Source organism: Actinomadura sp. 3N407 (assembly GCF_052245875.1).
Classification (GTDB): domain Bacteria; phylum Actinomycetota; class Actinomycetes; order Streptosporangiales; family Streptosporangiaceae; genus Spirillospora.
On the sequence record NZ_JBQQBP010000006.1, the window covers coordinates 227,900 to 254,628 of the forward strand.

Genomic DNA, 26,729 nt, shown 5'->3' on the forward strand with positions numbered 1-26,729 from the left:
CTACTCCGGCGGCCCGGCCGCGGCGAGGGTCACGCGAAGACCGGGCCGTTCAGGGCGTCCAGCGCCGGCCGGTACAGGTCGGCGCGGATCTTCCCCACGGTCCCGCCGTTCTTGCCGGCCAGCGACGCGGCCCATTCGACGGCCGCGGGCAGGACCTCGTCCTCGGCGGCGGTGCGCTGGACGATCCCGGCCGCCTCCGCCTGCTCGGCCGTGTACCGGCGGCCGGTGATCATCGCCTCGTGCGCGGTGCGCTTCGGCAGCCGCGCCTGGATCAGCGCGCTCATCCCGGGCGTGAAGGTCATGCCGAGATCGACCTCCGGCAGGCAGAAGTAGCCGCGGTCCGTCCGCATGACGGCGAAGTCGTGGGCGAGGGCGAGCATGCCGCCGCCCGCGAACGCGTGACCGTTCAGCGCGGCGACCGTGGGCATCGGCAGCGACAGGACGCGCGCGTAGAGGCCGTGCACCCGGCGCAGGTAGTCCTCGAACCTGTCCTGGTTGGCGCCGAGCCAGTCGAGGTCGAGGCCGTTGGAGTAGAACTTGCCGGTCCCGGCGGTGACGAGGGCGCCCGGCCCGTCGTTCTTCTCCAGGGTGTCGAGCGCGCCCTCGGCCGCGTCGAGGAAGCCGGGGCTGAAGCGGTTCTCGCCCGCGTCGAACCGCAGGACGTGCACGTCCCCGTCGCGCTGGAGGTCGATCACGAGAGTCTCCTTCGTCTGTGCCTGAGGCGACCCTACTCGCGAGTAGCAGGCGGGAACACCATGCACGTCGTCGTTCCGTGCGCGACGAGCTTGCCGTCCGCGTTCGTCACGCGCCCCTCGGCCGTGGCGACCTTGCGTCCGACGTGAACGGTGGTGCCCTCGCACACCAGCCGGCCGCCCTCCGGCGGCACCGCCCGGATGAAGTTCACCTTCAGCTCCAGCGTCGTGTAACTCGCGCCCTCCGGCAGGGAGGTGTGCACCGCGCACCCCATCGCCGAGTCGAGCAGCGTGGACATGATGCCGCCGTGCATGGTGCCGAGGGGATTGCTGAAGTCGGACCGCGGCGTGAGGGCGAACGCCACCCGCCCGGGCTCCAGGGTCTCGGCCGTCATGCCGAGCAGGGCGCCGATCCCGTGGCCGTTCTCCGCGCCCATGTTGAGCAGCTCCCTCAGCTGCTCCAGGCCCGCCGTGGTCTCCATGCCCCGCACTCCGTTCGGTATGACGTCCAGCATAAGCCAGAGTCTCTATGACGATCGTCATGGTCAATGCGAACAGCCTATGATGAATGTCATAATCAGGCCCATGGGGACGGACAGCCGGGAACGCATGGTGCGCAGCGCCGCCTACCTCTTCCGCGAGCGCGGCTACAGCGGCACCGGGTTCCGCGACGTCATCGCGCACAGCGGCGCGCCGCGCGGGTCGATCTACCACCACTTCCCGGACGGCAAGGCGCAGCTCGCAGAGGAGGCCGTCCGCTACGCCGGCGACTTCCTCAACGCCGGCATCCTCGCCGCCACCGAGGGCGGCGACCCCGCGTCCGCCGTGGACGCCTTCGTCGGCTGGTGGCGGCAGGTCCTGATCAAGAGCGAGTTCCGCGCGGGCTGCCCGATCGTCGCCGTCACCGTGGAGTGCCACGACGACGCGCCGCAGCTCGCCGCGGCCGCCGCGGCGGCGTTCGACCGCTGGCAGGACACCCTCGCCACCGGCCTCGGCAACGCGGGCGTCGCCGACGACCGCGCCGCCCGCCTGGCCCGCCTGACCGTCGCCGCCGTCGAAGGCGCCACCATCCTGTGCCGCGCCCACCGCGACGTCGCGCCCCTCGACGACGTCGTCGCCGAACTCAAGGACATGACCCGCAGGGCAGTCCGGGAGGCCCAGTAGTCCTCAGCGGCGGAGTTCTCAGCGGTGGAGGTCCCGGCGGTCAGGAGTTCTCGGCGGTCAGCTCCGCGATGGCCTGGAGCGCGAGGACGTAGGACAGCATGCCGAAGCCGGCGATCGTGCCGGTGGCGACGCCCGCGACGACGGAGGTGTGGCGGAACTCCTCGCGGGTCGCCGGGTTGGTGATGTGCACCTCGATGAGCGGCGCCGTGCGCTGGGCGAGCGCGTCCCGCAGCGCGTACGAGTAGTGGGTGAACGCGGCCGGGTTCAGCACGACCGGGACGCGCCCGTCGGCGGCCTCGTGCACCCAGCGCATCATCTCGGCCTCGTCGTCGGTCTGCCGGACCTCGACGTTCAGGTCCAGGCGGCGGCCGGTGTCCCGGCACAGCGCGGCCAGGTCGTCGAAGCTGGTCGTCCCGTACTTGTCGGGCTCGCGGACGCCGAGGCGCCGCAGGTTGGGGCCGTTCAGGACGAGCACGCGGGTCATCGGCCGATCTCCCGGTAGGCGGCGGCGAGCAGTTCCTCGTCCGGCCCTTCGAGGCGGCCCGGTTCGGCGATGCCGTCGAGGACGACGAACCGCAGGGTGGCTCCCCGCGACTTCTTGTCGATGGTCATGGTGGCGCGCAGGCCGGGCCAGTCTGCGGCGTAGGAGACGGGCAGCCCGACGGAGGTGAGGACGTCGCGGTGCCGCTTGACGACGTCGGCGGGGAGGCGCCCGGCGAGGCGGGCCAGCTCGGCGGCGTAGACCATGCCGATCGCGACGGCGTGTCCGTGCCGGAACCGGTAGTCCTCGGCCTTCTCTATCGCGTGCGCGAGGGTGTGGCCGTAGTTGAGGATCTCCCGCGGGCCGCTCTCCCTCAGATCGGCCGACACCACGTCCGCCTTGACCTGGACGGCGCGTTCGACCAGCTCGCGGGTGTGGGGGCCGTCCGGGGACGCGGCGCCCCTCGGGTCGTCCTCGACGAGTTCCAGGATCTTCGGGTCGGCGATGAACCCGGCCTTGATGATCTCGGCGAGGCCGCTGACGTAGTCCTCGCGGGGCATCGTCATCAGCGTCGCCAGGTCGCACAGCACACCGGCCGGCGGATGGAACGCGCCGACGAGGTTCTTGCCCTCCGGGACGTTGATGCCGGTCTTGCCGCCGACGGCCGCGTCGACCATGCCGAGCAGCGTCGTCGGGACGAGCACGGCCCGCACCCCGCGCAGCCACGTCGCCGCCGCGAACCCGGCGAGGTCGGTGGTCGCGCCGCCGCCGACACCGACGACGACGTCCGTCCGGGTCATCCCGGACCGGGCGAACGACGACCAGAGCCCGGCGAGGACGCCGACCTCCTTGGCGGCCTCGCCGTCCGGGACGGGCAGCGCGTGGACGGTGTATCCGGCCTGCTCCAGCGCACCGCACACGGGACGGGCGATCTCCGGCAGCCCTTCGGCGTGCACGACGGCGACCGTCCGGGCGCGTTCCCCGACCAGGGCGGGCAGCTCGCCGAGGACGCCCGTCCCGATGACGACGTCGTACGGGTCGGCGCCGCCGACGTGCACCCGCGCCTGCGTCACGACGGGCCCTCCCCGTGGGAGGACGACCCCCCGGGACGAGCGGTGCCGAGCGCCTCGACGATCTCCTCGACGATCTCGCCGGGCTCACGGCCGTCCGTCTCGACGGCGACCGTGCCGAGCCGCTCGTAGATCGGCAGGCGCTCCTCCAGGAGCTTGCGCATCTGGCTGCGCGGGTTGAGCACGAGCAGCGGCCGCGCCGACGCAAGGCCCACCCGCTTGATCGCCTCCGACAGCCCGACCCGCAGGTAGACGACGGTGTGCCCGCCGAGCAGCTCCCGCGTCTGCTCCGTCAGGACGGCGCCGCCGCCGAGCGCGACGACGCCCTCGTGCTCGGCCAGCGCCGCCGCGACCGCCGCGCGTTCCAGCTCGCGGAAGCGTTCCTCGCCGTCGTCGACGAAGATCTCGCCGACCGGTTTGCCGGCCGTCTTCTCGACATCGGCGTCGGTGTCGCGCAGCGGGACGCCGAGCCGTTCGGCGAGCGCGCCGCCGATCGTGGTCTTGCCGGAGCCGGGCGGCCCGATGATGACTGCCTTCGGTCGCATGGTCAGCGGGTCCAGTTCACTTGACGGTCAGCGAGGACACATATCCCCGCAGGTTACGGGCGGTCTCCTCGGCGGAGTCGCCGCCGAACTTCTCCAGCGCCGCGTCCGCGAGGATCAGCGCCACCATCGCCTCGGCGACGACCCCGGCCGCGGGGACGGCGGTGACGTCGCTGCGCTGGTTGATGGCCTTGGCGGGCCCGCCGGTCTTCACGTCGATCGTGTCGAGGCGCCGCGGGACGGTCGAGATCGGCTTCATCGCGGCGCGCACCCGCAGCACCTCGCCGGTCGTCATGCCGCCCTCGACACCGCCCGACCGGTTCGTCCGCCGCCGGACGCCCTCGGGTGTGCCGTCGATCTCGTCGTGCGCCCGGGAGCCGGGGCGGCGCGCGGTGGTGAACCCGTCGCCGAGTTCCACGCCCTTGATCGCCTGGATGCCCATCAGGACCCCGGCGAGCCGGGAGTCGAGGCGCCGGTCCCAGTGGACGTGGCTGCCGAGGCCGGGCGGCAGCCCGTAGGCGAGGACCTCCACGACGCCGCCGAGGGTGTCGCCCGCCTTCTTCGTCTCGTCGATGTGCGCGACCATCGCGGCGGACGCCTCGTCGTCGAAGCAGCGCACCGGGCTCTCGTCCACCCGCGCGAGGTCGCCGGGCCCGGGCAGGACGCCGTCGGGGGCACCGACCTCGCCGAGCGCGATCACGTGGCTCAGCACGTCCACGCCGAGGGCCTGTCCGAGGAACGCCTTGGCGACCGTCCCGAGCGCGACCCGCGCGGCGGTCTCCCGCGCGCTCGCCCGCTCCAGGACGGGCCGGGCGTCGTCGAAGCCGTACTTCTGCATGCCGACGAGGTCGGCGTGGCCGGGCCTCGGCTGCGACAGCGGGGCGTTCCTCGCCTGGGCGGCGAGGACGTCGGCGTCCACGGGGTCGGCCGACATGACCGTCTCCCATTTGGGCCATTCGGTGTTGCCGATCTCGATCGCGACCGGCCCGCCGAGCGTCACCCCGTGCCGGACGCCGCCGAGGATCGTCACCTGGTCCTGCTCGAACTTCATCCGGGCGCCCCGCCCATGGCCGAGCCGGCGGCGGCGCAGTTCCTCGGCGATCTCCCCCGAGGTCACGCGCACGCCGGCCGGCAGCCCCTCCACGATCGCGGTCAGGGCCGGGCCATGGGACTCCCCCGCGGTCAACCAGCGCAGCATGCGTCGATCCTATTGACTCCGCGCGCCCGCCCGTGCCGCCGTCCACCATCTGAGAGGCTCGTCACCGGAGGTGGGGGATGCGGGAGCAGCTGATCGTCCAGGCGCGGGGGTGCGCCGAGCTGGGTTCGCCGATGTACGCGGAGCTGCTGACGCGGGCGGCGGACGACCCGGGCGGGGCCGTGGCGGAGGTGCTCGGCGAGCGCACCGAGACCGGGTTCGTCCTGCGGATGCTGGGCGCGGTGCACAGGCTCGTCCTGGAAGGCCGGGTACCGGACCTCGCGGCCCACTACCCGACCGCGGGCGGGACGAAGGATCCCCTTGCCGCCTGGCCCGCGTTCCGGGACGTGCTGGTCGAGCACGCGGCGGAGATACGCGAAGGGCTCGCCGACCCGCCGCAGACCAACGAGGTGGGGCGGGCGGCCCCGCTGGTCGGCGGGCTGCTCGCGGTGGCCGAGGCGACGGGTCTGCCGATCAGGCTGCTGGAGATCGGCGCCAGCGCCGGCCTGAACCTGCGCGCCGACCATTTCCGGCTCCTGCACGAGCACGGCGCGTACGGCCCGGAGTCGCCGGTCGTGCTGGCCGGCGCCTGGCGGGGCCTTCCCCCGGTGGACGCGCCGCTCACCATCGCCGGACGGCTGGGCTGCGACCCGAATCCGCTGGACGCGGCCTCGCCCGAGGCGCGGCGCCGGCTGATGTCGTACGTGTGGCCCGATCAGACGGCGCGGGTGGAGCGGCTGCGGGCGGCGTTCGAGGTGGCCGCGCGGGTCCCCGCGACGGTCGTGCGGGCGGACGCGGCCGGCTTCCTCGACGGGCTCGCCCCGCGGCCCGGCGCGGCGACGGTCGTGTGGCACTCGACGATGCGGGCGTACCTGTCCGAGGACGAGGCGGCGCGGATGCTCCGCCATCTGGAGGACGCCGGAGCGGCGGCCACCGGGGAGGCGCCGGTCGCGCACCTGTCGTTCGAGGGACGCGACGCGTCCCGCCTCGACGCCGTGCAGGTCGTGGCGCTGCGCCTGTGGCCGGGCGGCGAGCGCGCGATCCTCGGTGAAGGGCCGTCGCACGGCCTGCCCATCACCTGGTTCTAGGCGATCTCGCGCCAGTGGAGGACGGGCGCCGCCCGGTCCCTGATCGCGGCGAGGAAGCCGAGGCGGTTGGCGCGCCGGGCGGGGTCCTCGTCCATGACCATGACGTCGTCGAAGTAGGTGTCGATCGGGTCGATGAGCGCGGTCGCGGCGGCGTAGAACTCCGGCAGCGTGGGGTCGGCGGGGAGTTCGTCCTGGACGGCGGTGAACGCGGCGTGCAGGTCCCTTTCGGCGGGTTCGGTGAAGAGGGCCGGGTCGTAGCCGGCCGCCGTGCCGTCCGGGACGATGCGCAGGACGCGCTGCACCGCCGTCGTGAGCCGCTCGAACCGTCCCGAGCGGAGCAGGTTCTCCAGGTCGGCCGCGGCCTGGGCGGCGCGGGCGGGCGCGCCCGCGTGCACGAGGACGGCCCGGACGACGTGGACGGGGTGGCCCTCGTCCAGGAGGTTCTGCTCCAGGCGGCGCGCGACGAACCGTTCCGCTTCGGCGAGGGCCTCGGGGGCGACGTCGACGGGCTGGTTGCGGGCGGCGACGGCGAGGCCGTCCCCGACCGTGATGGGCGCGAGGCGCGGGACGGCCCGCAGGATCGCGGTCAGCGCGAGGGCGGCGCGGCGAAGCCCGAACGGGTCGGAGCTGCCGGTGGGGGCGGAGCCGACGGCGAACAGCCCGGCCAGGAGGTCGAGCCGGTCGGCGACGGCGAGCAGCGCCCCGGCGGCCGTGGCGGGGAGGGCGTCCCCGGCCGGGCGGGGCAGCTCCATCTCGTGGAGGGCCCGCGCGACGGCGTCGTCCTCGCCGGCGCGGCGGGCGTACTCGCGGGCCATCGTCCCGGCGAGGCTCGGCAGCTCGATGACCACCGATGAGGCGAGGTCGAACTTCGCCAGCCCGGCGGCGCGGCGTGCCACCGCCCGTTCGCCGGGGGTGAGGTCGAGACGGTCCGCCAGTTCGGCGGCGATCGCGGCGATGCGCGACGCGCGGTCGGCCATCGAGCCGAGGCGTTCGGTGAAGGTGAGCCTGGCGAGGCCCTCCTTGATCTGCTCGGGTGTGCTCCGGAGGTCCTGCTGGAAGAAGAACGACGCGTCTTCGCAGCGCGCGCGGAGGACGGCCTCGTTCCCGGCCCGGACGGCGTCGTGGTCGCATTCGCCGTTGGCGACCGTGACGAAGTGCGGCAGAAGGCGCTTCGTGGACGACCGCACCGGCAGGTAGCGCTGGTGCTTGCGCATGACCGTGGTGAGGATCTCCTCGGGCAGCTCCAGGTACTTCTCGTCGAACGAGCCCAGGATGGCGACGGGCTCCTCGACGAGGTTGACGATCTCTTCGACGAGGTTCCGCTCGCCGGCGAAGTCGATGAGGCCCCCGCGGCGGCGGGCGAGCGCCCCGGCGTCCTCGATGACACGGGAGCGGCGGCGGGCGGGGTCGGGCTCGATCCCATGCTCGCGAAGCGTCGTGATCAGGGACGACGCGTCCGGGACCTCGACGCGCGGCTCGCCGGCCGTGCGGTGGACGCGGGTGACGCGGCCCGCCGTCATGCCGGAGACGGTGAACGGGATCTCGTGCCCGTCCAGGAGGGCGAGCAGCCGGCGGACGGGCCGGGCGAACGACAGGCCGGGCGCGTTCCACCGCATGTTCTTCCCGGCGCGCAGCCCGGTGACGATCTCCGGTAGCAGGCCCGCCAGGACCTCGGCGGCGGGGCGTCCCACCACCGTGCGGACGAACCCGGCGTACTCTCCGCCGCCCACCGTGACCCGCCGGACGTCGGAGACGCCGATCCCCTGGCCCCGCGCGAACCCCTGCAACGCCCGCGTCGGCTCCCCGGACGCGTCGTAGGCGGCGGCGAGGCGCGGCCCCTTCACGACCTGCTCGGTGTCCGGTTCCCGGGGCTCCAGGTCGCGGGCGAGCACGATGATCCGGCGCGGCGTCGCGCAGGTGTCGAGCGAGGACGCGTCCGTGAACAGGCCCGCCTCCTCCAGCCCGGCCAGCAGGCGTTCCGCCACGTCGTCCGCCGTGCGGGCGACCTCGTGCGGCGGCAGCTCCTCGACGCCGATCTCCAGGGTGAACGCGGCCGGCGAGGCGAGGTCGGGGAGCGCGTCCGGCACGGCGACGGCGGCGGGACGGGTCGCGGCGTCGCCGAGGGGGTGGCCCAGTTCGGCGCGGCGGTCCACCCACAGCGCGGCGGCCTCGTGGGCGAGGCCGCGCATCCGGGCGAACGCGCGGGCCCGCTCGGTCGTGCCGATCGCGCCGCGCGCGTCCAGGACGTTGAACGCGTGCGAGCATTTCAGCACGTGGGAGTGGGCGGGGACGGGCAGCCGGGCGTCCAGCATCCGCCGCGCCTCCGCCGCGTACGCCTCGAACAGCTCCCGGTTCGCCCCGATGTCGGCATCGTCGAGGTAGTAGCGGCTCATCTCGTACTCGGCCTGCCCGAACGCCTCCCCGTAGGAGATCCCGGGCGAGTACGCGATGTCCTTGAAGTGGGAGACGCCCTGGAGCGCCATCATGATGCGCTCCATCCCATATGTGATCTCGACCGACACCGGGTCGAGGGCCAGCCCGCCGGACTGCTGGAAATACGTGAACTGGGTGATCTCCAGGCCGTCCAGCCACACCTCCCAGCCGAGCCCCCACGCCCCGAGCGCGGGCGACGCCCAGTCGTCCTCGACGAAACGGACGTCGTGGGCGCTCAGGTCGATGCCCAGCGCAGCGAGGCTGCCCAGGTAGAGGTCCTGCGCGTCGCCCGGCTCCGGCTTGAGGACCACCTGGAACTGGGTGTGGGTCTGCAGCCGGTTCGGGTTGTCGCCGTACCGGGAGTCGTCGGGGCGGACGCTCGGCTCGGTGTAGGCGACGCGCCACGGCTCCGGCCCGAGGACGCGCAGCGCGGTGGCCGGGTTGAGCGTGCCCGCCCCGACCTCGGTGTTCATCGGCTGCGCGACGAGGCAGCCGTGGCCCGCCCAGTGGCCGGTCAGCCGGATCAGGGCGTCTTGCATGGTCAGCACGGGGTTCTCCAAGGTGGCGGAACGACCAGGCCCGGAAGCTCAGCGCCCGAGACCCCGGTCGGCCCAGCCTGCCCGCGAGGCGGCCGGGGACGCCAACGGTTTACCGGCGGACGACGTTCAGTTCGACGCCGCCGACGATACGGCCGCGCAGCACCTCGGCGAGCCGGTCGGAGACCCGCTGCACGGTGCGGCGCTCGTCGTGCCCCGAGACGACGGCGAACCGGACGGCCACCTCGGCGGACGTGCCCTCGCACACGCGGACGCCGCTGACCGACTCGTCGGAGCCGAACGCGGCCTCGACGGCGGCGAGGACGTCGGGGTCCTCGTGCGGGGGCGGGATGGGGCGGCCCTCGGCGAGCAGGTGCAGGCGCAGGCCGTCCACGGCGAACGGGACGGGGCCGGCCACGTCCACGACCAGGGCGTGCGCGCCCTCGTCGAGGGTGGCGCGGCACGCGTCGCCGGCGGCGACGGCGACGGGGCGGGCGTCGGCCCGCCACGCCTTCATCGTCTCGGTGCAGGTGAAGCCGAGCACGCCGCGCCGCCCGTCGTCGCCGATCAGCGTGGGCAGCGCCATGTCGCTCGACTTCTCCCGGCGCGGCTCGCCGGGCGCGACGTCCTCCTCCTCCGTGAGGACGGCGACGATGGGCACCAGCAGCCGCGCTCCCTGGAGGCGCCTCAGCACCACGTGCACGCCCACGCGCCCCGCCGCGTAGCCGGCGAGCGCCTCGCACAGCCGCGGGTCGGCGCCGCCGTCGTCCCCGGGGAACTGGGGTTCGGGAATGGTCAGTCCGGACACGCCAGGAAGGCTATAACCTCGACCGGACACCGTGGGCGACTATCCGGATACTCTGCGCCGCCATCGCCGTCACCCCAGGTCGGCGATGGCCGCGACGGTGCCGCCGCCGGACGGCCCCTGGTGGACGGCCGCGACCGACACGAACACCGCCGGGTCGCCCGTGACCGACGCCGCGACGCCGCCGACGCACGCCTTGATCTGCCGGTGCCAGTGCACGTCGGAGTCGTCCAGCATGATGTTGCGGCGCCCCCGGACCGAGCCGCTCGGGTCGGCCTCGCACTTGATGAACACGTTGACGAGGCGGTCGCCGAGGTCGGACGTGCGGGGCCGATCGGGCAGATCGAGGCCGGCCGACCTGATCGCGTCCCAGATGCCGTCGGCGTCCAGTGCGTCGTTCATCACACCGTGCCCGGCGCGGTACCGGCCGCCGATGCCGCGCACGTTCCCGACGACGACGATCTGCGCCCGGTCGAGTTCCACACCGGACGAGCAGGACGCCACCGACGAGTACAGCGACAGGTCCTTGTGGATCTGCTCCGCCGACGGGGTCTCGGTCTCGCCGAGCGCGACGGCGATGCCGAGCGCGGTCGTGGAGTTGGAGATGTCCATCGACTTGAGGGTGTCCTCGGTGACGACGTCGCGGCCGCGGGACTTGGCGTCGTTGATGGTGTCGAGGGTGAGCAGCGGCGTCTTGGTCTGGACGTAGTGGACGTCGGCGGGGTCGTCGATCCCGGCGGTCTTCATCGCCTCGCGGACCCCGGCGGCGACGGTCTCGACCATCGCGGGACGGCCGATGTCCTCGGGCAGGATGATCTCGCTCATCGCGACGCCGACCGACAGGCGGGGCTCGTCCGACCGCGGCGCCTTCGCCGGGTCGGCGGTGGCGAAGACGGTGGCGTGCGGGCTGAGGACGCCGTCGGTGCCGCCCGACCACACCAGCGGCACGCGTCCCACCTCGTCCGCCGGGCGGGTCCCCCGGTCGATCAGCACCTCGCGGAACGCGCGGTCGGCCAGCAGCCGCGTGTAGTCGTTCACGCCGCCGTTGCCCTCGGTCTTGCCGACGACGGCGAGGACCCGGTCGGCCTCCAGGACGCCGTCGTCGATCAGCCGGGCCAGCCCGGACGCGTCGGTCACGCTCTCGATGGGGATCTTGCGGACTTCGATCGGATCGGGCACGTCATCGCTCCTCAGCTGCTCTGGTGATCGTCTTCTACCCAGGGTGGCGCCTGGGGGATGGTGGGGCGCAGCCACGGGGGCGGGATTCGACGACCGTTCCGGCCCTGCCGTGGGCCGCGTCGCCCAGCCGGGCCAGCGACGCGATCGCGGCGCGGCGCCCGCCGGCGGCGACGAACCGCCGCACCGCCTCCACCTTCGGGCCCATGCTGCCGCCGGCGAAGTGCCCGGCGGCGGCCAGCTCGCCCAGCTCGGCGACGGTCGTGCGGTGCAGGGGACGCGCCTGCGGCGTCCCGTACCCGGTCATCGCGTTCTCCACATCGGTCGCGATCACCAGCGTGGTCGCGTCCAGCCGCCGCGCCAGCAGCTGCGCCGCCAGGTCCTTGTCGACGACGGCCTCGACGCCGCGCAGCGTCCCGTCCACCCTCGCGACGGGCGCGCCGCCGCCGCCCGCCGCGACGACGACGTGCCCGGCGTCCAGCAGCACCGCCGCCGCGCCCGCGTCCAGGATCTCCAGCGGCTCCGGCGAGGCGACGACGCGCCGCCAGCCCCGCTCCCCGAACGGGCGCCACACTTCGCCGTGCGCCATGGCCCGGCGCGCCTCCGCCTCCGGGAAGTAGCGGCCGATCGGCTTGGCGGGGCCGGCGAACCCGGGGTCGGACGCGTCCACGAGCGTCCGCGTCACCACGGTGGCCACCGGGCGGGCCGCGCCCCGCGCGGCCAGGGCCCGCTCCAGCGCGTTCATGATCATCACGCCGACGGTGGCCTGGGTCTGCGCGCCGCACCAGTCCAGCGGGACCGGCGGCACCACGCCCGCCGCCAGCTGGTTCTTGATCAGCAGATTGCCGACCTGCGGCCCGTTGCCGTGCGTGAGAGCGACCCGCGCGCCCGCCGCGACCAGCTCCGCCACCGGCGCCATCGCGGCCTCGATCGCCGCGGCCTGCGCGTCCGGGGTGGCGCTGCCGTCCGGTGCGGTCATGGCGTTCCCGCCGAGCGCGATCAGGATCCGCTCCCCGCCGAGCGCTCCCCCGCCGTTCCCGCCGGCGCCGCCGTTCCAGCCCACGGCCCGAACGCTAGCCGCGCGAAGAGCGGCGCTCACGGGCGAAATTCGCCCAATGAACGCCGCTTCTTCGGCAATTTCTAGGGACGGGCGCCCAACTCGTTCACCCAGCCCATCTCCTGGTACGCCATCGACAGGCCGCCCGAACGGTAGGCGAGCAGCTCCGCCGTGCCCGGGTCAATGATCATCTTGATGCGGTAATCGCCGTCGAAGTAGTCGGTGCCGCTCATGGACACCGCCACGCCGGGGCGGCCGAGCGGGTCTGTCGCCTCCCCCTCGGACCTCACCCCGTCCTGCCCGGCCAGGACCCGGTACAGAGCAGCCTTCGTGCCCGGAGTGATCGGCCCCGCCAGCAGGTCGTGCGCGGTCGCGAAGACGTACTCGGCGAAGGACCCGGCGTACTTCTCCCCGCTCTCACCGACGTCCGCCTTGTGTCTGCGGCGCAGCTCCGCTTCGAGTTCCGCGGCGTCCACCGGCAGCTTCCGCAGCTTGGCCATCGACATCTGTACATTGCCGATCGTGTAAGAGATCGGGATGTCGTAGTCGTTCACCGAGTGTTTGCGCTGCTCCGGGGCGACGAGAGGCTCCGAGCCGGCGCGCTTCCAGGCCGCCTCGTCCTTCTTGGTGGGGAAGCTCGTCCGCACGTCGATCCCGGTGATCGTCCGAGTGCGGTCATCGGGATCACGCGCCGTCCAGCTCTCCTGCCCGGTCGTCAGCTGAAAGGTGAACGAGAGCCTGTCCTTGCGCTTCCCCGGACGGTCCCCGCGGAACACGCCGACCTTCGTGTCGGTGAGCCGCCGTGTCTGCAGCCTGGTGTACCAGTAGCGGCCGGCCTCGGCCGGGGCCCGCTCGGCCGTCTTCGCGCTGGCCAGCAGGAACGTGCGAGCGTCGGCGGGCCCCCGCACCGTCGTCGTCCCGCCGGGCGTCGTCTCGTCCCCGCCGGTCACCACGGCGACCCCCGCCGCGGCGCAGGCGGCGGCCGCCACCCCGGCGACCAGCAGCGCCACCCGCCGCGGGCGCGAACGCGGCTCGGCGGCGGCGCTCATGGCCCGCGCCAGGTCGGTGTCGCGGCGCCTGGCGTGGGCGTCGTCGGCCAGTTCGTCCAGCGCGCCGGGCCTGAGCGCGCGGAAGATCGTGTCGGTGTCCTTCATATTCTCTCCGGTGGTCATCGAGCCGCCTCCTCGGCGACCGGGGTGGGGACGGGACGGTCCGGTGCGGCACCGGTCCCGTCCAGGGCGCGGGCGAGGCGCCTGCGGGCCCTGTGCAGGCGGACGGCGAACGCCGGGACGGAGCAGCCCACGACCTTCGCGGCCTGGCGGGGGTCCAGTCCGTGCCAGTTGACGAGCGTGAGGAGCTCCAGGTCCCGTTCGGGCAGCGCGGCGATCGCCTCCAGGGCGGTCTCCCTGGCTACGACGTGCTCGGCCGCGTCCCAGGCGGCGAGGTCGGACGGCCCGGCCAGCGCCTTGATCCGGTCGGCGAGGGCACGGCCGCGGCGGCCCCGGTCGCGCTGCTTGTGCAGGAGGTTGCGGGCCACCCCGAGCAGCCACGGCAGGGCGGGATCCCGGATGTCGTCGAGCCGCCGCCAGGCGATCAGGAACGTCTCACCCGCGATGTCCTCGGCGGTGTGCGGCTCGGCGTGGGTGAGGGCGTACGCCAGGACGCGCCGATGGTTCTCGTCGTAGAGCCGCGTGAACCGTGTTTCGGGATCATCCACAGAGACCCTCCCGTCGGGATCGGTTGTCGTGAGGTAATCCCGTCGGGGCGACTCCGTTTACAGGGTGCCGGAGAAATCTCAGCGGAGGCGGGACAGGCGTTCGACGGCCTCGTCGATGACCTCGTCCTTCTTGCAGAACGCGAAGCGGACGAACTGCGCGCCGGCTTCGGCGTGGTCGTAGAAGACCTGTGTCGGGATCGCGACGACGCCCGCCTTCTCGGGAAGGGCGCGGGCCAGCTCCATGCCGTCGGTGAATCCCAGCGGCCGGATGTCGGCCTGCACGAAGTAGGTGCCCTGGGGCCGGTACGCGGTGAACCCGGCGGCCTCCAGGCCGGTGATGAGGCGGTCCCGCTTGGCCTGGAGGGACTTGCGCAGTTCCTCCACCCAGGGGATCTCGTTGCCCAGCGCGTACGCGGCGGCCCGCTGGTAGGGGGCGCTGACCGCGTAGGTGAGGAACTGCTTCACCGTCTGGACGGCGCGGATGTAGGGCGCGGGCGCCGTCACCCAGCCGGTCTTCCACCCGGTGACGGAGAACGACTTGCCCGCCGACGACACCGACACCGTCCGCTCGCGCATGCCGTCGAGCGTCGCCAGGGGGATGTGCTCGGCCTCGTCGAACGTCAGGTACTCGTAGACCTCGTCGGTGACCGCCACCAGGTCGTGCTCCCGGCAGACGTCCGCGATGGTCTCCAGCTCGTCGCGCGTGAACACGGTGCCGGCGGGGTTGTGCGGCGAGTTCACCAGGATCGCCCGGGTGCGGGGGCCGGCGGCGGCGCGCAGCTCGTCCGGGTCGAAGGTGAACCGCCCCTCCACCGGGCGGAGCATGACGGGCCTGCGGACGGCGCCGGAGAGCGCGATCACGGCCGCGTAGGAGTCGTAGTACGGCTCGAAGACGATGACCTCGTCGCCCGGCCCGGCCAGCGCGAGCACCGACGCCGCGATGCCCTCGGTGGCGCCGACGGTCACGAACACCTCCGCCGCCGGGTCGCACGACAGCCCGTACCGCTGAAGCCGCTGCGCCGCCACGGCCTCCCGAAGCTCCGGCAGTCCCGGCCCCGGAGGGTACTGGTTCGCCCCGGACCGGATCGCCTCCACGGCGACGTCCAGGACGGCCCGCGGGCCGTCCTGGTCCGGGAAGCCCTGGCCGAGATTGATCGCCCCGGTCCGGACGGCGAGAGCCGACATCTCGGCGAAGATCGTCTCGCCGAATCCCTGCATGCGCGCTACGAGAGGCTCACTCACGCCGACCAGAGTAACGGCGTCAGATCCAGCCCATCTCCTCGGCGGCGCGGACGGCGGCGAGGCGGTTGGACTCGCCGAGCTTCGTCATGGCGGTGGACAGGTAGTTGCGGACGGTGCCCTCGGAGAGGTGGAGCCGGGCGGCGATGCGGGCGGTCTCGGTGCCCGTGCCGGTGAGGCGGAGGACCTCGCGCTCGCGTTCGGTGAGCGGGTTGTCGCCGGCGGCCATCGCGCCGGCGGCGAGTTCGGCGTCCAGGTAGCGGCCGCCGCCGTGCACCTTGCGGATGGCGGCGGCGAGTTCCTGCGTGGGGGCGTCCTTGGCGACGAAGCCGCGGACCCCGGCGGCCATGGCCCGGCGCAGGTAGCCGGGGCGGCCGAAGCTCGTGAGGATGCAGACCGCGCAGCGGGCAGCGGACGCGTCGAGCCGCTCGGCGACGGTGAGGCCGTCCGCGCCGGGCATCTCGATGTCGAGGACGGCGACGTCCGGGTCGTGCTCGGCGACGGCGGCGGCGACCTCGTCGCCCCGGCCGACCTCGGCGACGACCTCCAGGTCGGGTTCGAGGCCGAGCAGCGCGGCGACGGCGCCGCGGATGAGGTGCTCGTCGTCGGCCAGCAGGACGCGGATCACGCGCGGCCCCCCGCCGCCTCGGCCGGCACGGCGTCGGGGACGGCGTCCCTTCCCGGCTCGGGGGGCTCGTCCGGCCCGGAGGCCTCGTCCGGCCGGGGGAGGGGGACGACGGCGCGCAGCACGAAGTCGGTGCGGCCATGGCGGCCGGCGGTGATCTCGCCGCCGAGCACGGCGACCCGCTCGGCGAGCCCGGTGAGGCCCGAGCCGTCGGCGTCGCCGCCGCCGCGGGCGCCGTCGTTGCGCATCTCCAGGGCCACCGAGTCGCCGTAGGAAGTGAGCGTGACGGTGCAGCGCCGGGCCTCGCTGTGCTTGATCACGTTGGTGGTGCCCTCCCGGATCACCCACGCCAGCACCGCGCGGACCTCCCGCGCCAGCGAGCCCGGCAGGTCACCGACCTCGCAGCGGATCCCGGCGGCCTCCAGCACGGCCCGCGCCCCGGCCAGCTCGGCGTCCAGCTCGACGGCGCGGTACCCGTTGACGGCGGCGCGCACCTCCCGCAGCGCCTCCCGGGCGGTGCGCCGGACGTCGGCCATCTCGGCGCCGGCCCGGTCCGGGTCGGCGCCCACCGTCCGCATCGCCAGCTCGCTCTTCACCGCGATCAGGGAGAGGCTGTGGCCGAGCAGGTCGTGCAGGTCGCGGGAGAAGCGGAGCCGCTCCTCGGTCACCGCGAGCCGGGCGAGGGCGTCGCGGGCCGCGTAGGTCTCCTGGTGCAGTTCCCACATGCGGCGCTGGTACCGGTTGCAGAACACGACGAACCCGCAGGCGGCGGCGTTGATCGCGAACATCATGGGGAGGAGGCCGTACCAGGGCATGCCCCTGTCCGGGTACAGGTACTGCACGGAGATCGTGGTGAGCGCCGAGCAGAACGCCGCCGTGCCGAGGCAGAGGGCGACGATCTGCCCGCGGCTCTTCGGCGACAGCACCACCGCGGACACCCAGAAGATCGCGATCAGGTTGAACAGCGGGTTGGCGAGGAGCATCAGGCTCAGCACGGCGGCGACGGCGCCGCTGACCGCGATGTCGCGCCGGGACGCCCCGCCGTCCAGGCCCGTCCGGACGAGCCGCGCGTAGTACCAGGTGAGCAGGCCGAGGCCCGCGACCACCGCGAGGACGATCGGGACGCCGACGTGACCGTCGTGGTAGGCGGCCACCAGCCCGGCCAGGCTCGGCGCGATGAAACCCACGGCGGCGAGCATGAACGAGCGGTACGTCCCCCGCCGGTAGCGTTCCAGCCTGCGGTTGTCCTGCGCTTCGAGATCCGCCGTAGTGGCGACCGCCATGTCGGTTTCCTCCTCGCCTGGCACTGTAATCGTGCGGAGGCACTGAACGGGCAGGCTCCGTCCCCCAGCCTCGCGGTCCCGCGCGTCCGCCGGAAGACGCGCGTGTCACCGGTTCCGGCGGCGCCTGTCACCCGACCGGCATGACAGGCGTCATGCGGCGCCTCTTCCAGGGCGTGGGATTTCCAGGGGCGTGGGATTTCTAGGGCGTGGGGTCGGTCAGGCGGGTCTTGACGACCTTGCCCATGGCGTTGCGGGGCAGGGAGGCGACCAGGTGCACCACGCGGGGCCGCTTGTGCACCGAAAGGCGCTCGGCGACGAAGTCGATGAGCTGGCGCTCCCCCACCCCTTCGGCGACCACGTACGCGGTGACCTGCTCGCCGAGGTCGTCGTGGGGGGTGCCGACGACGGCGGCCTCGCGGACGTCCGGGTGCGCGAGCAGCGCGTTCTCGATCTCGCCCGCGCCGATCCGGTAGCCGCCGCTCTTGATGAGGTCGGTGGACGCGCGGCCGACGATCCGGTGCCAGCCGTCCGGGCCGATGGCGGCGATGTCGCCGGTGCGGAACCAGCCGTCCCCGGTGAACGACTCGGCGGTGGCGTCGGGACGGTTGAGGTAGCCCTTGAACAGGAGCGGCGCCCGGACGTGCAGCTCACCGGGCGTCTCCCCGTCGTGCGGGACGGGCCCGCCGTCCTCGGCCCTCAGCCGGGTCTCGACACCGGGCAGCGGCGTGCCGACGTGTCCGGGACGCCGGTCGCCGCCGGCGCGCGCGCTGACCGTGATGAGGGTCTCGGTCATGCCGTACCGCTCGACCGGGCGGTGCCCGGTGAGTTCCGACAGCCGCTCGAAGACGGGCACCGGGAGCGGTGCGCTGCCGGAGACGAGCAGCCGCGCGCCACGGAGAGCCTGCGCGGTGGACGGGTCCGCCGCCGTCCGCGACCAGACCGTGGGGACGCCGAAGAACAGGCTCCCCCCGTCGTTCTGCGCCGCGGCCGCGTACGCCTCCGGCTTGGGACGTCCCGTGTGGACGAGCGGCGACCCCACGCGGAGGGCCCCGAGGACACCGAGGACGAGCCCGTGCACGTGGAAGAGGGGCAGTCCGTGGACGAGAACGTCGTCGGGGGTCCACGCCCAGGCTTCGGCGAGGGCGTCCAGCCCGGCGGCGATCGCGCCCCGCGAGATCAGCACGCCCTTCGGGGCGCCGGTCGTCCCGCTCGTGTAGAGGATCATCGCGGTCGCTTCGGCGCCGGCGCCGGTCCGCTCGCTTCCGTCGCGCGGGAGCGTGTCGACCGGGACGAGGGGCGGTTCCCCGTCCGCCGGTTTCGCGTCGCCCCCGGCCAGCAGCAGGCTCGCGCCCGAGTCGCCCAGGATGTGCGCGCGTTCGGCGGGGCCGGAGTCCGGCGGGAGCGGCACGACCGGGACGCCCGCGAGGATGCCGCCGACGACGGCCGCGGCCGTCTCCAGGGTCGCGGTGGCGTGGACGGCGACGGCGTCCGCGCCCCGGATCTCCGCCGCGACGGCCGACGCCCAGCCGAGCAGTTCGTCGCGCGCCAGTTCCCGTCCGGCGATCCGCACCGGGCCGCCCGACTCGCCGAGCAGGTCCATCACTCGCCCCTTTCGCGTTCGTCCAGCCAGGCCAGTACCGCGTCATTGTGCTCGCCGAGGAGCGGCGGCGCGGTGTGCTCACGCGGCGGTGCACCGTCGAAGCGCAGCGCCGGCCCCGGCAGCTCGATCGGCCCCAGCCGCGGGTGGTCGACCTCGATCACGAGGCCCTGGGAGCGGGTCTGCTCCCACTCGTACACCTCGTCGATCGACCGGATCGCCCCGGCCGGGACGCCCGCCTCGTCCAGCCGCGCCAGCCACGCTTCGCGGGTGCCGCCGTCCAGGACCCGCTCGATCGCGGCGGTCAGCTCGGCGCGGTTGGCGGACCGGTCCGGGATCGTCGCGTACCGGGGGTCATCGGGGTCGAGGCCGACGACCGGCGCGAACCTGCGCCAGAGGTTCTGGTTGGCGACGCCGATCTGGATCTGCCCGTCCTTGCAGCGGAACGTCCCGTACGGGGCGATCGACGGATGGTCGTTGCCGACGGACTCGGGGACGTCGCGGGCGACGGTCCAGCGCGTCCCCTGGAACATGTGCGCGCCGACCACCGACGCGAGCAGCGACGTGCGGACGACCGTGCCCCGCCCGGTGCGGGTCCGCTCGTACAGGGCGGCCAGCACCCCGGCGACGCCGTTGCCGGCGGCGAGGACGTCGGCGATCGACAGCCCGACCTTGCTGGGCGTGCCCGGCGGCCCCGTCACGCTCATGATGCCCGCCTCGCCCTGCATGATCGCGTCGTAGCCGGGACGTCCGCCCTCCGGCCCGTCGTGCCCGAACCCGGTGATCGACAGGACGATCAGGCCGGGGTTCAGCTCGTGCAGCCGCTCCACCGGGAAGCCGAGCCGGTCGAGGACGCCCGGCCGGAAGTTCTCCACGAGCACGTCGGCGTGCCGCACCAGTCTCGCCAGGGTGTCCTTGCCGTCGGCGGCCTTCAGGTCGAGGGTGATCGACTCCTTGTTGCGGTTGATCGACAGGTAGTAGGTGCTGACCTGGTCGTCGCCCGCGAACGGCGGCCCCCAGCCCCGGGTCTCGTCCCCGCCGCCCGGCTGCTCGACCTTGATCACTCTGGCGCCGAGGTCGGCGAGCGTCATCGTGGCCTGCGGGCCCGCCACCACGCGGCTGAGGTCGACGATCACAACGTCTTCGAGCGGTCCGGGCAAGGACGTCCTCCTTCGGGGGGCCGGCACCTGGAAGTATGCCGTCAGTGCCTGACGCCGCCCTGACCTACCCCGCGCTCGCGGTGCGCCTGCTCGCACTGCCGCCGTCCTGCGGCCCCGTGCGGCTCGTCGCGGTCGACGGCCCGAGCGGCGCCGGCAAGTCGACGTTCACCGACCATCTGGCCGCCGTCCTCTCCAGCGCAGGGGCCGCTCCGGAGGGCGGGGTCGGCGCGCCGGTCGTGCGGTCGGACGACTTCAGCGTCCCCTGGGACGCGGACCCGCTCACCTGGTGGCGGCCCCTCCGCGAAACGGTCCTGACCCCCCTCCGGGACGGCCGTCCCGCCGTCCTGCGCCGCTATGACTGGCACCACGACCGCTACGGCCCGGAGGAGGAGATCCCGCCCGCACCCGTCGTCATCATCGAAGGCGTCGGCGCGGCCTGGGCGGCGTCGCCCGCCGCCTACCGCATCTGGATCGACGCGCCGCACGACCTCCGCCGGGCCCGGGCCCTCGACCGCGACGGCCCCGAGTACGCCGGCGCCTGGGACGCCTGGGCCACCCGCGAAAAGGCTCACTTCACCGCCGACGCCACCCGCGCCCGCTCCGACCTCCTCGTGGACGGCACCACCCTCACCCAGCACCACTTCTCAACCTGGCCGTCCGCTGCGAGGGGCTCCATGTGAGATGGCCGCCTTCGATGCGGCACCGCCGGAACCGGTTCCCCGGCGCGGCCATGGCTTGCGGCGTCCTGACCAGCCGGCCGTTGGCGGTTTCGTCCACGGGGATGGCGGTAGTGCCGTATCCGAGCGAGCAGGGGGCGAGCAGGAGGATGGCCGTGGACTGGACGCTGGGCGAAGAGTTCGAGACGCCTGACGGGGTCGTGCGGTGGGCGGGCATGGGCGACGGCGACCCGGTCGTGCTCGTGCACGGCACCCCGTATTCGTCCTTCCTGTGGCGGGACATCGGGCCGGCGCTCGCTCTGACCCGCAAGGTCTTCGTTTTCGACCACCTCGGGTTCGGCCGGTCGGACCAACGCGAAGGCCAGGACCTCAGCCTGGCGGCTCACGCCAGGAACTTCAGGCGGCTCCTCGACCACTGGGGGCTGTCCCGTCCGAGTGTTGTCGCGCACGACGTCGGCGGAGCGGTCGCGTTGCGGGCGCTGCTGCTGGAAGGGGCGACCTTCGGAGATCTCACCCTCTTCGACGCGGTGAGCGGCGGCCAGTGGGAGAGAGGCCTCTTCCGGCTCATCCTCGAGCAGGCGGAGGTCTTCCATCAGCTTCCCGATTACGTCCACGAGGCGCTGGTGGCCAGCCACCTACGCCACGCCACGCATGCCGGCTTCCGCCCAGGAGTCCTCGACGCCTTCCTCACACCGTGGCGGGGCGCCGAAGGGCAGGCCGCGTTCTACCGCCAGTACAGCCAGATCAAGCAGGTGGACACGGCCGAATACGAGCATTTGCTGGGCGAGGTGTCGCTGCCGGTTCGTCTCGTCTGGGGTCGCGAGGACCGCATCCTTCCCCCGCAGTACGCCCGGTGGCTGCACGAGAGGATCCCGCACGCCGAGCTTCACTGGATCGAGGGAGCCGGTCACCTCCTCCAGGAGGACGCCCCCGCGCGGCTGATGGCCCACCTCACTGCGAAGTTCACGGCACCAGGGCGAACAGAGGGCGCCCAGGACCGACCGTGAAGACTTCTGGAACCAGTCGATGCCGGTCGGGGATGCTGACCCCATGGACTACGTCCGCCGGATACCGGGCCCGCCGCTCGACGCCCTCATCGACGATCTCTACTACCTGGCGGGACCCGCGCCGTATTCGCGCATGAAGGTGCCGCCCATGCCATCGGAGAACCTGATGGTGAACCTGGGTGAGCCGTTCCACATGCACGATGAGATACCGGCCGCGCCCCCCGCGGCATGCGTCGACAGCTGGTGCATGGCCCTGTGGACCAGGTACTACACGGTCGACTGGCCGCGGTCCGTCCGGCTCGTCGGCGTGCATTTCAAACCGGGTGGCGTCTACCCGTTCCTTGGGAGCCCCTTGTCCGAACTGCGCGATCGGGTCGTGCCCCTGGAGGCGGTCTGGGGACGTTTCGCCGCCGAGCTTCGTGAACGGCTCCACGCCGCCCCGAACACGCGGGCGGCGCTGGCCCTGCTGGAGAAGCTGCTGCGGGCCCGCCTCCTGGACGCACCGGATGATCCGAACGTGGTGCGTTCACCGGCCACAGCCCGACGGACTATCTGCGGCTGCGTCGCCGTTTCCTCGCCGAGAACCCTGGTCACGCCCTGGATCTCGGTCCGTTGCCCACCGAGTGATTTTTTACAAGACGAGCCCTTCGCGCGGCCATACGGTGAGGGATCTCGCGGCGAGGCGCGCGAGCTCGAATCCGACCAGGAGGCTTGGGATGGCAAAGGTCATAGCGAACATGTCGGTCTCGCTCGACGGCTTCGTCGCCGATCCCTCCGACGGGGTGAGCGAGGTCTTCAGCTGGTACGACAACGGCGACGCACCGATACGGATGCCGGACGGCACCGAGTCGCCCAACCGCGTCTCCAAGGCCAGTGCCGAGCTGCTGTCCGAGACCTGGGCGCGGGTCGGGGCGCTGATCGCGGGCCGGCGGACGTTCGACCTCGCCGGGGGGTGGGGCGGTGAACCGCCGCTCGGCGTCCAGACGTTCGTCGTGACGCACACGATCCCGGACGGCTGGCCGCGCCCGGGGACACCCTTCACGTTCGTCACCGAAGGCGGCGTCGAGGCGGCCGTGTCGCAGGCCAAGGCCCATGCCGGCGACCGGATCGTGGCGGTCAGCGGAGCCGACGTCACCCAGCAGTGCCTCAACGCCCGGCTGCTGGACGAGATCAGCATCGACCTCACGCCGGTCCTGCTCGGCAGCGGCGTCCGCTATTTCGACAAGCTGGCGAACACACCCGTACGGCTCCAGGATCCACGAGTCGTCGAAGGAACCGGCGTGACCCACCTCATCTACGGCTGCACCACCTCCACCTGATCGACCGGGGGCGGTCACCGGCTCGTCCCGCCGCGGCTCGTCCCGCCGTGGAATCGGCCCTCTCGGGAACGCGGCGGGACCGCCGCAAGAATGAACCACGCACGGGGTGGCGGTAAGTGCTCACACCCCTACAATGCGGAGTCATGTCGCATCCTCCCCCATACGGTCACGGCCCCCAGGGGCCCACCCCCTATGGCCACGGGCCGCACAACCCTCCGCCGTACGGCCCAGGGCCGCACAACCCCCCGCCCTACCAGGGCAACGACCCCTATCAGCAGCCCCGCCGCGGCGACTACCGCCGCCGTGACGGCGCCGGAGCCGTCGTCGCCGTGGTTCGCCTGGTCACCGGCTTCGTCGCGGCGGTCTTCGCGCTGCACATCGTGTTCGTCGTCTTCGAGGCCAACCAGGGCAACGGCTTCGTCAACGGCATCTACGACCTCGCGAAGGTCCTGGTGCTCGGTCTGGGAGACGTCTTCACCCCGGACGACGCCAAGCTCGGGGTCGTCCTGAACTACGGGCTGGCGGCGCTCCTCTACGTCGTCGTCGGCCAGCTCGTCATCCGCATGATCAGCCGTCCCTGACCACGCGGGAGCCGCCGGTCCCGACGTCGTCCACAGTGCCCGGACGACGCCGAGATCGGCCTCCGCGCGCACTCCCTCGCGGCTAGGGTTCACGGCGTCCCGCCGAGTCGGCTGCGGCGCCCACCGCCAGGCCCAGCACGATCAGGCCGATGTTGGCGTAGATCTGGTGGTCGTCCAGGAAACCGATCTTGTGAGTGAGGCCCCACAGGTGGGGCCCTGTGCCGGCGAGTTCCTGCACGAGACCACCGACGCCCTGGGCGAGCAGAACAAAGCACAGGAAACCGAGAAGACCCTTCATGCCCCGAAGCTAGAGAGCCCGTTCCGGGGGCCGCCATCGGTCGACGGGATCGACCGGTGCAGACCAAAGTCGCGGATCACGTCCCCGTCTGTCATCCGACGGTCTCGCCTTCGCGCCGCGGTGCACAAACGCGGCAGGCGCCGAAGTAGGTTCCTGGACTATGCGCCGCACCACCCGGGACTGGCTCATCGACATCGGTCTCTTCCTCCTCGCCGCGGGCTTCTCCGTGATCGCCTTCGACACCGTGACGCAGGGCGTGGGTCCCACACGGGTGATCGCCGACCAGATCACGGGCGCGCTCGCCTGCGCGGCGCTGTTCCTGCGGCGGCGGTGGCCGGTGCACCTCGCCGTGGCACTGCTCGTGACCGGGACGTTCGCGCACCTGGTGACGGGCCCGACCCTGATCGCGCTGTTCACCGTCGCGGCGCAGCGTCCCGTCCGCACGACGGCCTGGGTGTCCGCGCTGGCCTTCGCCCCGCTGCCGCTGTTCCTCGCCCGCGCGCCGGACATGGAGGACCACCGGACCGGCTCCGCCATCGCGTTCTTCTCGCTGGTCGCCGGGGTCGTCGGCTGGGGCCTGTTCGTGCGGGCGCAGCGGCAGCTCGCCGTGTTCCTGCGGGAGCGGGCCGAGCAGGTGGCCGCCGAGGCGCGCAGGCAGGTGCGGGAGGACATCGCCCGGGAGATGCACGACGTCCTCGCGCACCGGCTGTCGCTGCTGAGCGTTCATGCGGGCGCGCTGGAGTTCAACCCCGGAGCACCGCCCGCCGAGATCGAAGGTGCCGCCAGAGTCATCCGGGACAGCGCGCACCAGGCGCTGGAGGATCTCCGGGAGGTCATCGGCGTCCTACGCGCGCCCGAGGACCAGGGGCGCCCGCAGCCGACCCTCGCCGACCTGGACCGGCTGGCGGAGGAGTCGCGGACGGCGGGCATGCGGGTCACCCTGGACCAGCGGGTGGACGCGCCGGCCGTGCCCGCCATCGCGGGCCGCACCGCGTACCGCATCGTTCAGGAGGGCCTGACGAACGCCCGCAAACACGCGCCCGGCACCGAGGCCGCCGTGACGGTACGCGGCGGCCCCGACGAAGGACTCACGGTCGAGGTCACCAACCCCGCGGCGATCGAACCCGGCATCGCCGTGCCCGGCGCGGGTCAGGGGCTCATCGGCCTGGCGGAACGCGCCAGGCTCGTCGGCGGGCGGCTGGAGCACGGCCGGGACGGCGCCGGCTTCCGGCTCCGCGCGTGGCTGCCATGGCCGGCCCGCCCCGACACCGCCGCGCCCGCGGTTCACGAGCGTGCAGGGGACCGGTGAACACGCCCGCCATCCGCGTCCTCCTGGTGGACGACGACCCCCTCGTCCGGGCCGGGCTGCGCATCATGCTCGGCGGCGCACCCGACATCGAGGTCGCCGCCGAGGCCGCCGACGGCGCCGAGGTGCCCCCGCTGGTCGAGGCGCACTCCCCCGACGTCGTGCTCATGGACATCCGGATGCCCGGCGTCGACGGGCTCGCGGCGACCCGGGCACTGCGCGGGCGGGAGCGGCCGCCGGACGTCATCGTGCTGACCACGTTCAACACGGACGAGAACATCCTGGAGGCCCTGCGTGCGGGCGCCGCCGGCTTCGTGCTGAAAGACAGCGCGCCCCAGGAGATCGTCCGGGCGGTGCGGAAGGTGGCGGCAGGCGATCCGGTGCTGTCCCCGGCCGTGACGCGGCAGCTCATCGCCCAGATGTCGGACGGGACGAAGCGGCACGCACGCACGGCCCGCGCCCGTCTCGCCGCCCTCGGCCAACGCGAACGTGAGGTGGCCTACGCCATCGCCCGGGGAAGCTCGAACGCCGAGATCGCGGCCGAACTCCACATGAGCCTGGCCACGGTCAAGACCCACATCTCGCGCACGCTGACCAAACTCGACCTGAACAACCGCGTCCAGATCGCCCTCCTGGTCCACGACGCCGGAGAGGACTCGCCCTAGCGCCGCTTGATCCCATCCACCAGCGCAGCGAACTGAGCAACGGTCAACCTGAGATGCCCACCACCCGGATCCTTCGAGTCACGCACTCCAATACCCGGCGCGAGTCGTCCCAGCTCTACGCACTGCTGGTCACTAATGCCACCGCTGTAACTGCTCTTCCGCCAGTAAACGATCATGAGTACTGCTCCAAGTACTGCTCGATGAGGGCACGTGAGGCGTCTTCGGGGAGGGCCTTCGCCCCGATACGTTCGAACTTAGTCGAAAAGTCCCTCACCTCGATGGGTCCCTCGATCAAGCGTCCGCCGTTCTGGGCACCGGCGTAGGCGACGTCCCGCTCTGGCAGGCAAATGACCTGGAACGGCCCGTCGAATCCGTGGTGAGCGCCAGCCGCAGTCGGCACGATCCGCATGATGACGTTCGGCTGGCCCGCCATGTTGAGCAGGTGCTTCAGTTGGTGCCTCATGACCTCCGAACCACCGATGGGACATGCCAGCACGCTTTCGTCAACGAGCATCCACAGCGTAGGCGCGTCCGAGCGCTCCAAAATCAAGCGTTGCCGCTCCACACGCGTGGCAATCTCGTCCTCGATGTCCTTGGTCGTCTCCGTTTCGAGCATCGTGCGAATGTATCCCTCGGTCTGGAAGGGGCGAGGGATCGCCTTCCCGTGGTAGGTCTTGATCGCCGTGGACTGCTTCTCGTACTCCATACACTGACGTGCCCAGTCCGGGTCATGCGCCATTCGGGCAAACCAGAGAATAAGCTGAAAAAGCAGACCTGTCCCGTAGTGCTTGTCGAGCAGTCGCATTTGATCGTCTTGAGGGCGACGCCTGCCTGCCTCCAGGTTGGAAACAGTGGATCGAGCAGCCCCGATGATCTCACCGCACTGAGCAAGGGAAAGGCCGGCCTTCTCCCTCATGAAACGCATGAAGAAGGACAGGAAGTGCCACATCGAGACCCGAGGGTCCAGGGGTTCGCGAACGGAGGGCATCGCGTCTCCTTGGTTTTCAGATTTCGCG

At 72.7% G+C, this 26,729-nt stretch carries 28 protein-coding genes and 1 pseudogene; 9 read left to right on the forward strand and 20 right to left on the reverse strand.

All coding sequences use genetic code 11. The features are described 5' to 3' along the window. Positions 1–29 precede the first annotated feature (29 nt). Together ACTWPP_RS17500 and ACTWPP_RS17505 are read right to left on the reverse strand one after the other, a co-directional pair. Positions 30–695, reverse strand: a complete 666-nt coding sequence (locus ACTWPP_RS17500) for an enoyl-CoA hydratase/isomerase family protein (protein ID WP_443105322.1) — start codon at positions 693–695, stop codon at positions 30–32. A gap of 32 nt (positions 696–727) precedes the next feature. Beyond that, complete coding sequence (locus ACTWPP_RS17505; RefSeq protein WP_443105323.1) at positions 728–1,207, reverse strand: PaaI family thioesterase; 480 nt, start codon at positions 1,205–1,207, stop codon at positions 728–730. 70 nt (positions 1,208–1,277) lie between these two features. Between ACTWPP_RS17505 and ACTWPP_RS17510 the strand changes: the two genes are divergently transcribed. After that, on the forward strand, positions 1,278–1,856 hold the full coding sequence (locus ACTWPP_RS17510) for a TetR/AcrR family transcriptional regulator (RefSeq protein ID WP_443105324.1): 579 nt from the start codon (positions 1,278–1,280) through the stop codon (positions 1,854–1,856). A gap of 40 nt (positions 1,857–1,896) precedes the next feature. On the opposite strand, the gene aroQ is transcribed toward ACTWPP_RS17510, so the two are convergent. The 4 genes from aroQ to aroC are packed head-to-tail and all read right to left on the reverse strand — an operon-like array spanning position 1,897 to position 5,147. Continuing rightward, positions 1,897–2,340 (reverse strand): type II 3-dehydroquinate dehydratase, encoded by a 444-nt coding sequence (aroQ, locus tag ACTWPP_RS17515; protein ID WP_443105325.1) that lies wholly within the window; start codon positions 2,338–2,340, stop codon positions 1,897–1,899. After that, positions 2,337–3,410, reverse strand: a complete 1,074-nt coding sequence (aroB, locus tag ACTWPP_RS17520) for a 3-dehydroquinate synthase (RefSeq protein ID WP_443105326.1) — start codon at positions 3,408–3,410, stop codon at positions 2,337–2,339. The genes aroQ and aroB overlap by 4 nt, the downstream gene beginning before the upstream one ends. Continuing rightward, positions 3,407–3,958, reverse strand: a complete 552-nt coding sequence (locus tag ACTWPP_RS17525; RefSeq protein WP_443105579.1) for a shikimate kinase — start codon at positions 3,956–3,958, stop codon at positions 3,407–3,409. The genes aroB and ACTWPP_RS17525 overlap by 4 nt, the downstream gene beginning before the upstream one ends. Before the next feature lie 10 nt (positions 3,959–3,968). Further along, positions 3,969–5,147: a chorismate synthase gene (gene aroC, locus ACTWPP_RS17530; protein WP_443105327.1), complete on the reverse strand. Its 1,179-nt coding sequence runs from the start codon at positions 5,145–5,147 to the stop codon at positions 3,969–3,971. 77 nt (positions 5,148–5,224) lie between these two features. Here aroC and ACTWPP_RS17535 point away from each other — a divergent pair, with 77 nt between their 5' ends. After that, positions 5,225–6,232, forward strand: coding sequence for a DUF2332 domain-containing protein (locus ACTWPP_RS17535; RefSeq protein ID WP_443105328.1), 1,008 nt, complete (start codon positions 5,225–5,227; stop codon positions 6,230–6,232). Here ACTWPP_RS17535 and ACTWPP_RS17540 read toward each other — a convergent pair. From ACTWPP_RS17540 to ACTWPP_RS17590, 11 genes are all read right to left on the reverse strand, one after another. After that, positions 6,229–9,204 carry a glycine--tRNA ligase gene (locus ACTWPP_RS17540; protein ID WP_443105580.1) on the reverse strand — a complete coding sequence of 992 codons (2,976 nt, stop codon included), beginning with the start codon at positions 9,202–9,204 and terminating at the stop codon, positions 6,229–6,231. The two genes, ACTWPP_RS17535 and ACTWPP_RS17540, sit on opposite strands and share 4 nt — an antisense overlap. A 109-nt stretch (positions 9,205–9,313) precedes the next feature. Then, positions 9,314–10,009 (reverse strand): SseB family protein, encoded by a 696-nt coding sequence (locus ACTWPP_RS17545; RefSeq protein ID WP_443105329.1) that lies wholly within the window; start codon positions 10,007–10,009, stop codon positions 9,314–9,316. A gap of 69 nt (positions 10,010–10,078) precedes the next feature. Further along, a complete protein-coding gene (locus ACTWPP_RS17550; RefSeq protein WP_443105330.1) occupies positions 10,079–11,185 on the reverse strand; it encodes a ring-opening amidohydrolase in 1,107 nt (368 codons plus the stop codon). 34 nt (positions 11,186–11,219) lie between these two features. Next, a complete protein-coding gene (locus ACTWPP_RS17555) occupies positions 11,220–12,245 on the reverse strand; it encodes a carbamate kinase (RefSeq protein WP_443105331.1) in 1,026 nt (341 codons plus the stop codon). A 77-nt stretch (positions 12,246–12,322) separates the two neighbouring features. Then, positions 12,323–13,411 (reverse strand): CU044_5270 family protein, encoded by a 1,089-nt coding sequence (locus ACTWPP_RS17560; protein WP_443105332.1) that lies wholly within the window; start codon positions 13,409–13,411, stop codon positions 12,323–12,325. Further along, positions 13,408–13,956 (reverse strand): RNA polymerase sigma factor, encoded by a 549-nt coding sequence (locus tag ACTWPP_RS17565; protein ID WP_443105333.1) that lies wholly within the window; start codon positions 13,954–13,956, stop codon positions 13,408–13,410. Before ACTWPP_RS17565 ends, ACTWPP_RS17560 begins: the two co-directional genes overlap by 4 nt. A gap of 78 nt (positions 13,957–14,034) precedes the next feature. Further along, positions 14,035–15,198, reverse strand: a complete 1,164-nt coding sequence (locus ACTWPP_RS17570) for a pyridoxal phosphate-dependent aminotransferase (RefSeq protein ID WP_443105334.1) — start codon at positions 15,196–15,198, stop codon at positions 14,035–14,037. Between the two features lie 19 nt (positions 15,199–15,217). Next, the gene (locus ACTWPP_RS17575) at positions 15,218–15,823 is read right to left on the reverse strand and encodes a response regulator (protein WP_443105335.1); all 606 of its coding nucleotides are present in this window, start codon (positions 15,821–15,823) and stop codon (positions 15,218–15,220) included. Next, on the reverse strand, positions 15,820–17,103 hold the full coding sequence (locus tag ACTWPP_RS17580) for a sensor histidine kinase (RefSeq protein WP_443105336.1): 1,284 nt from the start codon (positions 17,101–17,103) through the stop codon (positions 15,820–15,822). Before ACTWPP_RS17580 ends, ACTWPP_RS17575 begins: the two co-directional genes overlap by 4 nt. 199 nt (positions 17,104–17,302) lie before the next feature. Continuing rightward, positions 17,303–18,703, reverse strand: a complete 1,401-nt coding sequence (locus tag ACTWPP_RS17585; RefSeq protein WP_443105337.1) for an acyl-CoA synthetase — start codon at positions 18,701–18,703, stop codon at positions 17,303–17,305. After that, positions 18,703–19,860 (reverse strand): CaiB/BaiF CoA transferase family protein, encoded by a 1,158-nt coding sequence (locus ACTWPP_RS17590; RefSeq protein WP_443105338.1) that lies wholly within the window; start codon positions 19,858–19,860, stop codon positions 18,703–18,705. Before ACTWPP_RS17590 ends, ACTWPP_RS17585 begins: the two co-directional genes overlap by 1 nt. A gap of 35 nt (positions 19,861–19,895) precedes the next feature. Here ACTWPP_RS17590 and ACTWPP_RS17595 point away from each other — a divergent pair, with 35 nt between their 5' ends. The 5 genes and pseudogenes from ACTWPP_RS17595 (at position 19,896) to ACTWPP_RS17615 (ending at position 23,444) form a co-directional block, all read left to right on the forward strand. Then, on the forward strand, positions 19,896–20,540 hold the full coding sequence (locus ACTWPP_RS17595; protein WP_443105339.1) for a uridine kinase family protein: 645 nt from the start codon (positions 19,896–19,898) through the stop codon (positions 20,538–20,540). Between the two features lie 146 nt (positions 20,541–20,686). After that, a complete protein-coding gene (locus ACTWPP_RS17600) occupies positions 20,687–21,544 on the forward strand; it encodes an alpha/beta fold hydrolase (RefSeq protein ID WP_443105581.1) in 858 nt (285 codons plus the stop codon). A gap of 43 nt (positions 21,545–21,587) precedes the next feature. Beyond that, positions 21,588–21,914: pseudogene (locus ACTWPP_RS17605) on the forward strand (DUF6597 domain-containing transcriptional factor); the annotation flags it as partial. Between the two features lie 346 nt (positions 21,915–22,260). After that, complete coding sequence (locus tag ACTWPP_RS17610; RefSeq protein WP_443105340.1) at positions 22,261–22,863, forward strand: dihydrofolate reductase family protein; 603 nt, start codon at positions 22,261–22,263, stop codon at positions 22,861–22,863. A gap of 143 nt (positions 22,864–23,006) precedes the next feature. Beyond that, the gene (locus ACTWPP_RS17615) at positions 23,007–23,444 is read left to right on the forward strand and encodes a hypothetical protein (protein ID WP_443105341.1); all 438 of its coding nucleotides are present in this window, start codon (positions 23,007–23,009) and stop codon (positions 23,442–23,444) included. 82 nt (positions 23,445–23,526) lie between these two features. Here the strand turns inward: ACTWPP_RS17615 and ACTWPP_RS17620 are convergent, their stop codons facing one another. Continuing rightward, a complete protein-coding gene (locus ACTWPP_RS17620) occupies positions 23,527–23,742 on the reverse strand; it encodes a hypothetical protein (RefSeq protein WP_443105342.1) in 216 nt (71 codons plus the stop codon). A 160-nt stretch (positions 23,743–23,902) separates the two neighbouring features. On the opposite strand from ACTWPP_RS17620, the gene ACTWPP_RS17625 reads away from it, so the two are divergent. After that, positions 23,903–25,051 carry a sensor histidine kinase gene (locus ACTWPP_RS17625; RefSeq protein WP_443105343.1) on the forward strand — a complete coding sequence of 383 codons (1,149 nt, stop codon included), beginning with the start codon at positions 23,903–23,905 and terminating at the stop codon, positions 25,049–25,051. Continuing rightward, complete coding sequence (locus tag ACTWPP_RS17630; protein ID WP_443105344.1) at positions 25,048–25,713, forward strand: response regulator transcription factor; 666 nt, start codon at positions 25,048–25,050, stop codon at positions 25,711–25,713. Before ACTWPP_RS17625 ends, ACTWPP_RS17630 begins: the two co-directional genes overlap by 4 nt. Here ACTWPP_RS17630 and ACTWPP_RS17635 read toward each other — a convergent pair. Both ACTWPP_RS17635 and ACTWPP_RS17640 read right to left on the reverse strand, forming a co-directional pair. After that, positions 25,710–25,889, reverse strand: coding sequence for a DUF397 domain-containing protein (locus tag ACTWPP_RS17635; RefSeq protein WP_443105345.1), 180 nt, complete (start codon positions 25,887–25,889; stop codon positions 25,710–25,712). The genes ACTWPP_RS17630 and ACTWPP_RS17635 overlap by 4 nt on opposite strands. After that, the gene (locus tag ACTWPP_RS17640; protein WP_443105346.1) at positions 25,886–26,701 is read right to left on the reverse strand and encodes a helix-turn-helix domain-containing protein; all 816 of its coding nucleotides are present in this window, start codon (positions 26,699–26,701) and stop codon (positions 25,886–25,888) included. The genes ACTWPP_RS17635 and ACTWPP_RS17640 overlap by 4 nt, the downstream gene beginning before the upstream one ends. Between the last annotated feature and the right edge of the window lie 28 nt (positions 26,702–26,729).

What these genes read in the sequence shown, in the direction of transcription:
- ACTWPP_RS17620 (WP_443105342.1), bottom strand. Translation starts at nt 23,742, where the DNA reads ATGAAGGGTCTTCTCGGTTTCCTGTGCTTTGTTCTGCTCGCCCAGGGC.
- ACTWPP_RS17510 (WP_443105324.1), top strand. Translation starts at nt 1,278, where the DNA reads ATGGGGACGGACAGCCGGGAACGCATGGTGCGCAGCGCCGCCTACCTC.
- ACTWPP_RS17535 (WP_443105328.1), top strand. Translation starts at nt 5,225, where the DNA reads ATGCGGGAGCAGCTGATCGTCCAGGCGCGGGGGTGCGCCGAGCTGGGT.
- ACTWPP_RS17540 (WP_443105580.1), bottom strand. Translation starts at nt 9,204, where the DNA reads ATGCAAGACGCCCTGATCCGGCTGACCGGCCACTGGGCGGGCCACGGC.
- ACTWPP_RS17635 (WP_443105345.1), bottom strand. Translation starts at nt 25,889, where the DNA reads ATGATCGTTTACTGGCGGAAGAGCAGTTACAGCGGTGGCATTAGTGAC.
- ACTWPP_RS17610 (WP_443105340.1), top strand. Translation starts at nt 22,261, where the DNA reads ATGGCAAAGGTCATAGCGAACATGTCGGTCTCGCTCGACGGCTTCGTC.
- ACTWPP_RS17595 (WP_443105339.1), top strand. Translation starts at nt 19,896, where the DNA reads ATGCCGTCAGTGCCTGACGCCGCCCTGACCTACCCCGCGCTCGCGGTG.
- ACTWPP_RS17615 (WP_443105341.1), top strand. Translation starts at nt 23,007, where the DNA reads ATGTCGCATCCTCCCCCATACGGTCACGGCCCCCAGGGGCCCACCCCC.
- ACTWPP_RS17625 (WP_443105343.1), top strand. Translation starts at nt 23,903, where the DNA reads ATGCGCCGCACCACCCGGGACTGGCTCATCGACATCGGTCTCTTCCTC.
- ACTWPP_RS17600 (WP_443105581.1), top strand. Translation starts at nt 20,687, where the DNA reads ATGGCCGTGGACTGGACGCTGGGCGAAGAGTTCGAGACGCCTGACGGG.
- ACTWPP_RS17560 (WP_443105332.1), bottom strand. Translation starts at nt 13,411, where the DNA reads ATGACCACCGGAGAGAATATGAAGGACACCGACACGATCTTCCGCGCG.
- ACTWPP_RS17580 (WP_443105336.1), bottom strand. Translation starts at nt 17,103, where the DNA reads ATGGCGGTCGCCACTACGGCGGATCTCGAAGCGCAGGACAACCGCAGG.
- aroQ (WP_443105325.1), bottom strand. Translation starts at nt 2,340, where the DNA reads ATGACCCGCGTGCTCGTCCTGAACGGCCCCAACCTGCGGCGCCTCGGC.
- ACTWPP_RS17505 (WP_443105323.1), bottom strand. Translation starts at nt 1,207, where the DNA reads ATGCTGGACGTCATACCGAACGGAGTGCGGGGCATGGAGACCACGGCG.
- ACTWPP_RS17640 (WP_443105346.1), bottom strand. Translation starts at nt 26,701, where the DNA reads ATGCCCTCCGTTCGCGAACCCCTGGACCCTCGGGTCTCGATGTGGCAC.
- aroC (WP_443105327.1), bottom strand. Translation starts at nt 5,147, where the DNA reads ATGCTGCGCTGGTTGACCGCGGGGGAGTCCCATGGCCCGGCCCTGACC.
- ACTWPP_RS17585 (WP_443105337.1), bottom strand. Translation starts at nt 18,703, where the DNA reads ATGGACCTGCTCGGCGAGTCGGGCGGCCCGGTGCGGATCGCCGGACGG.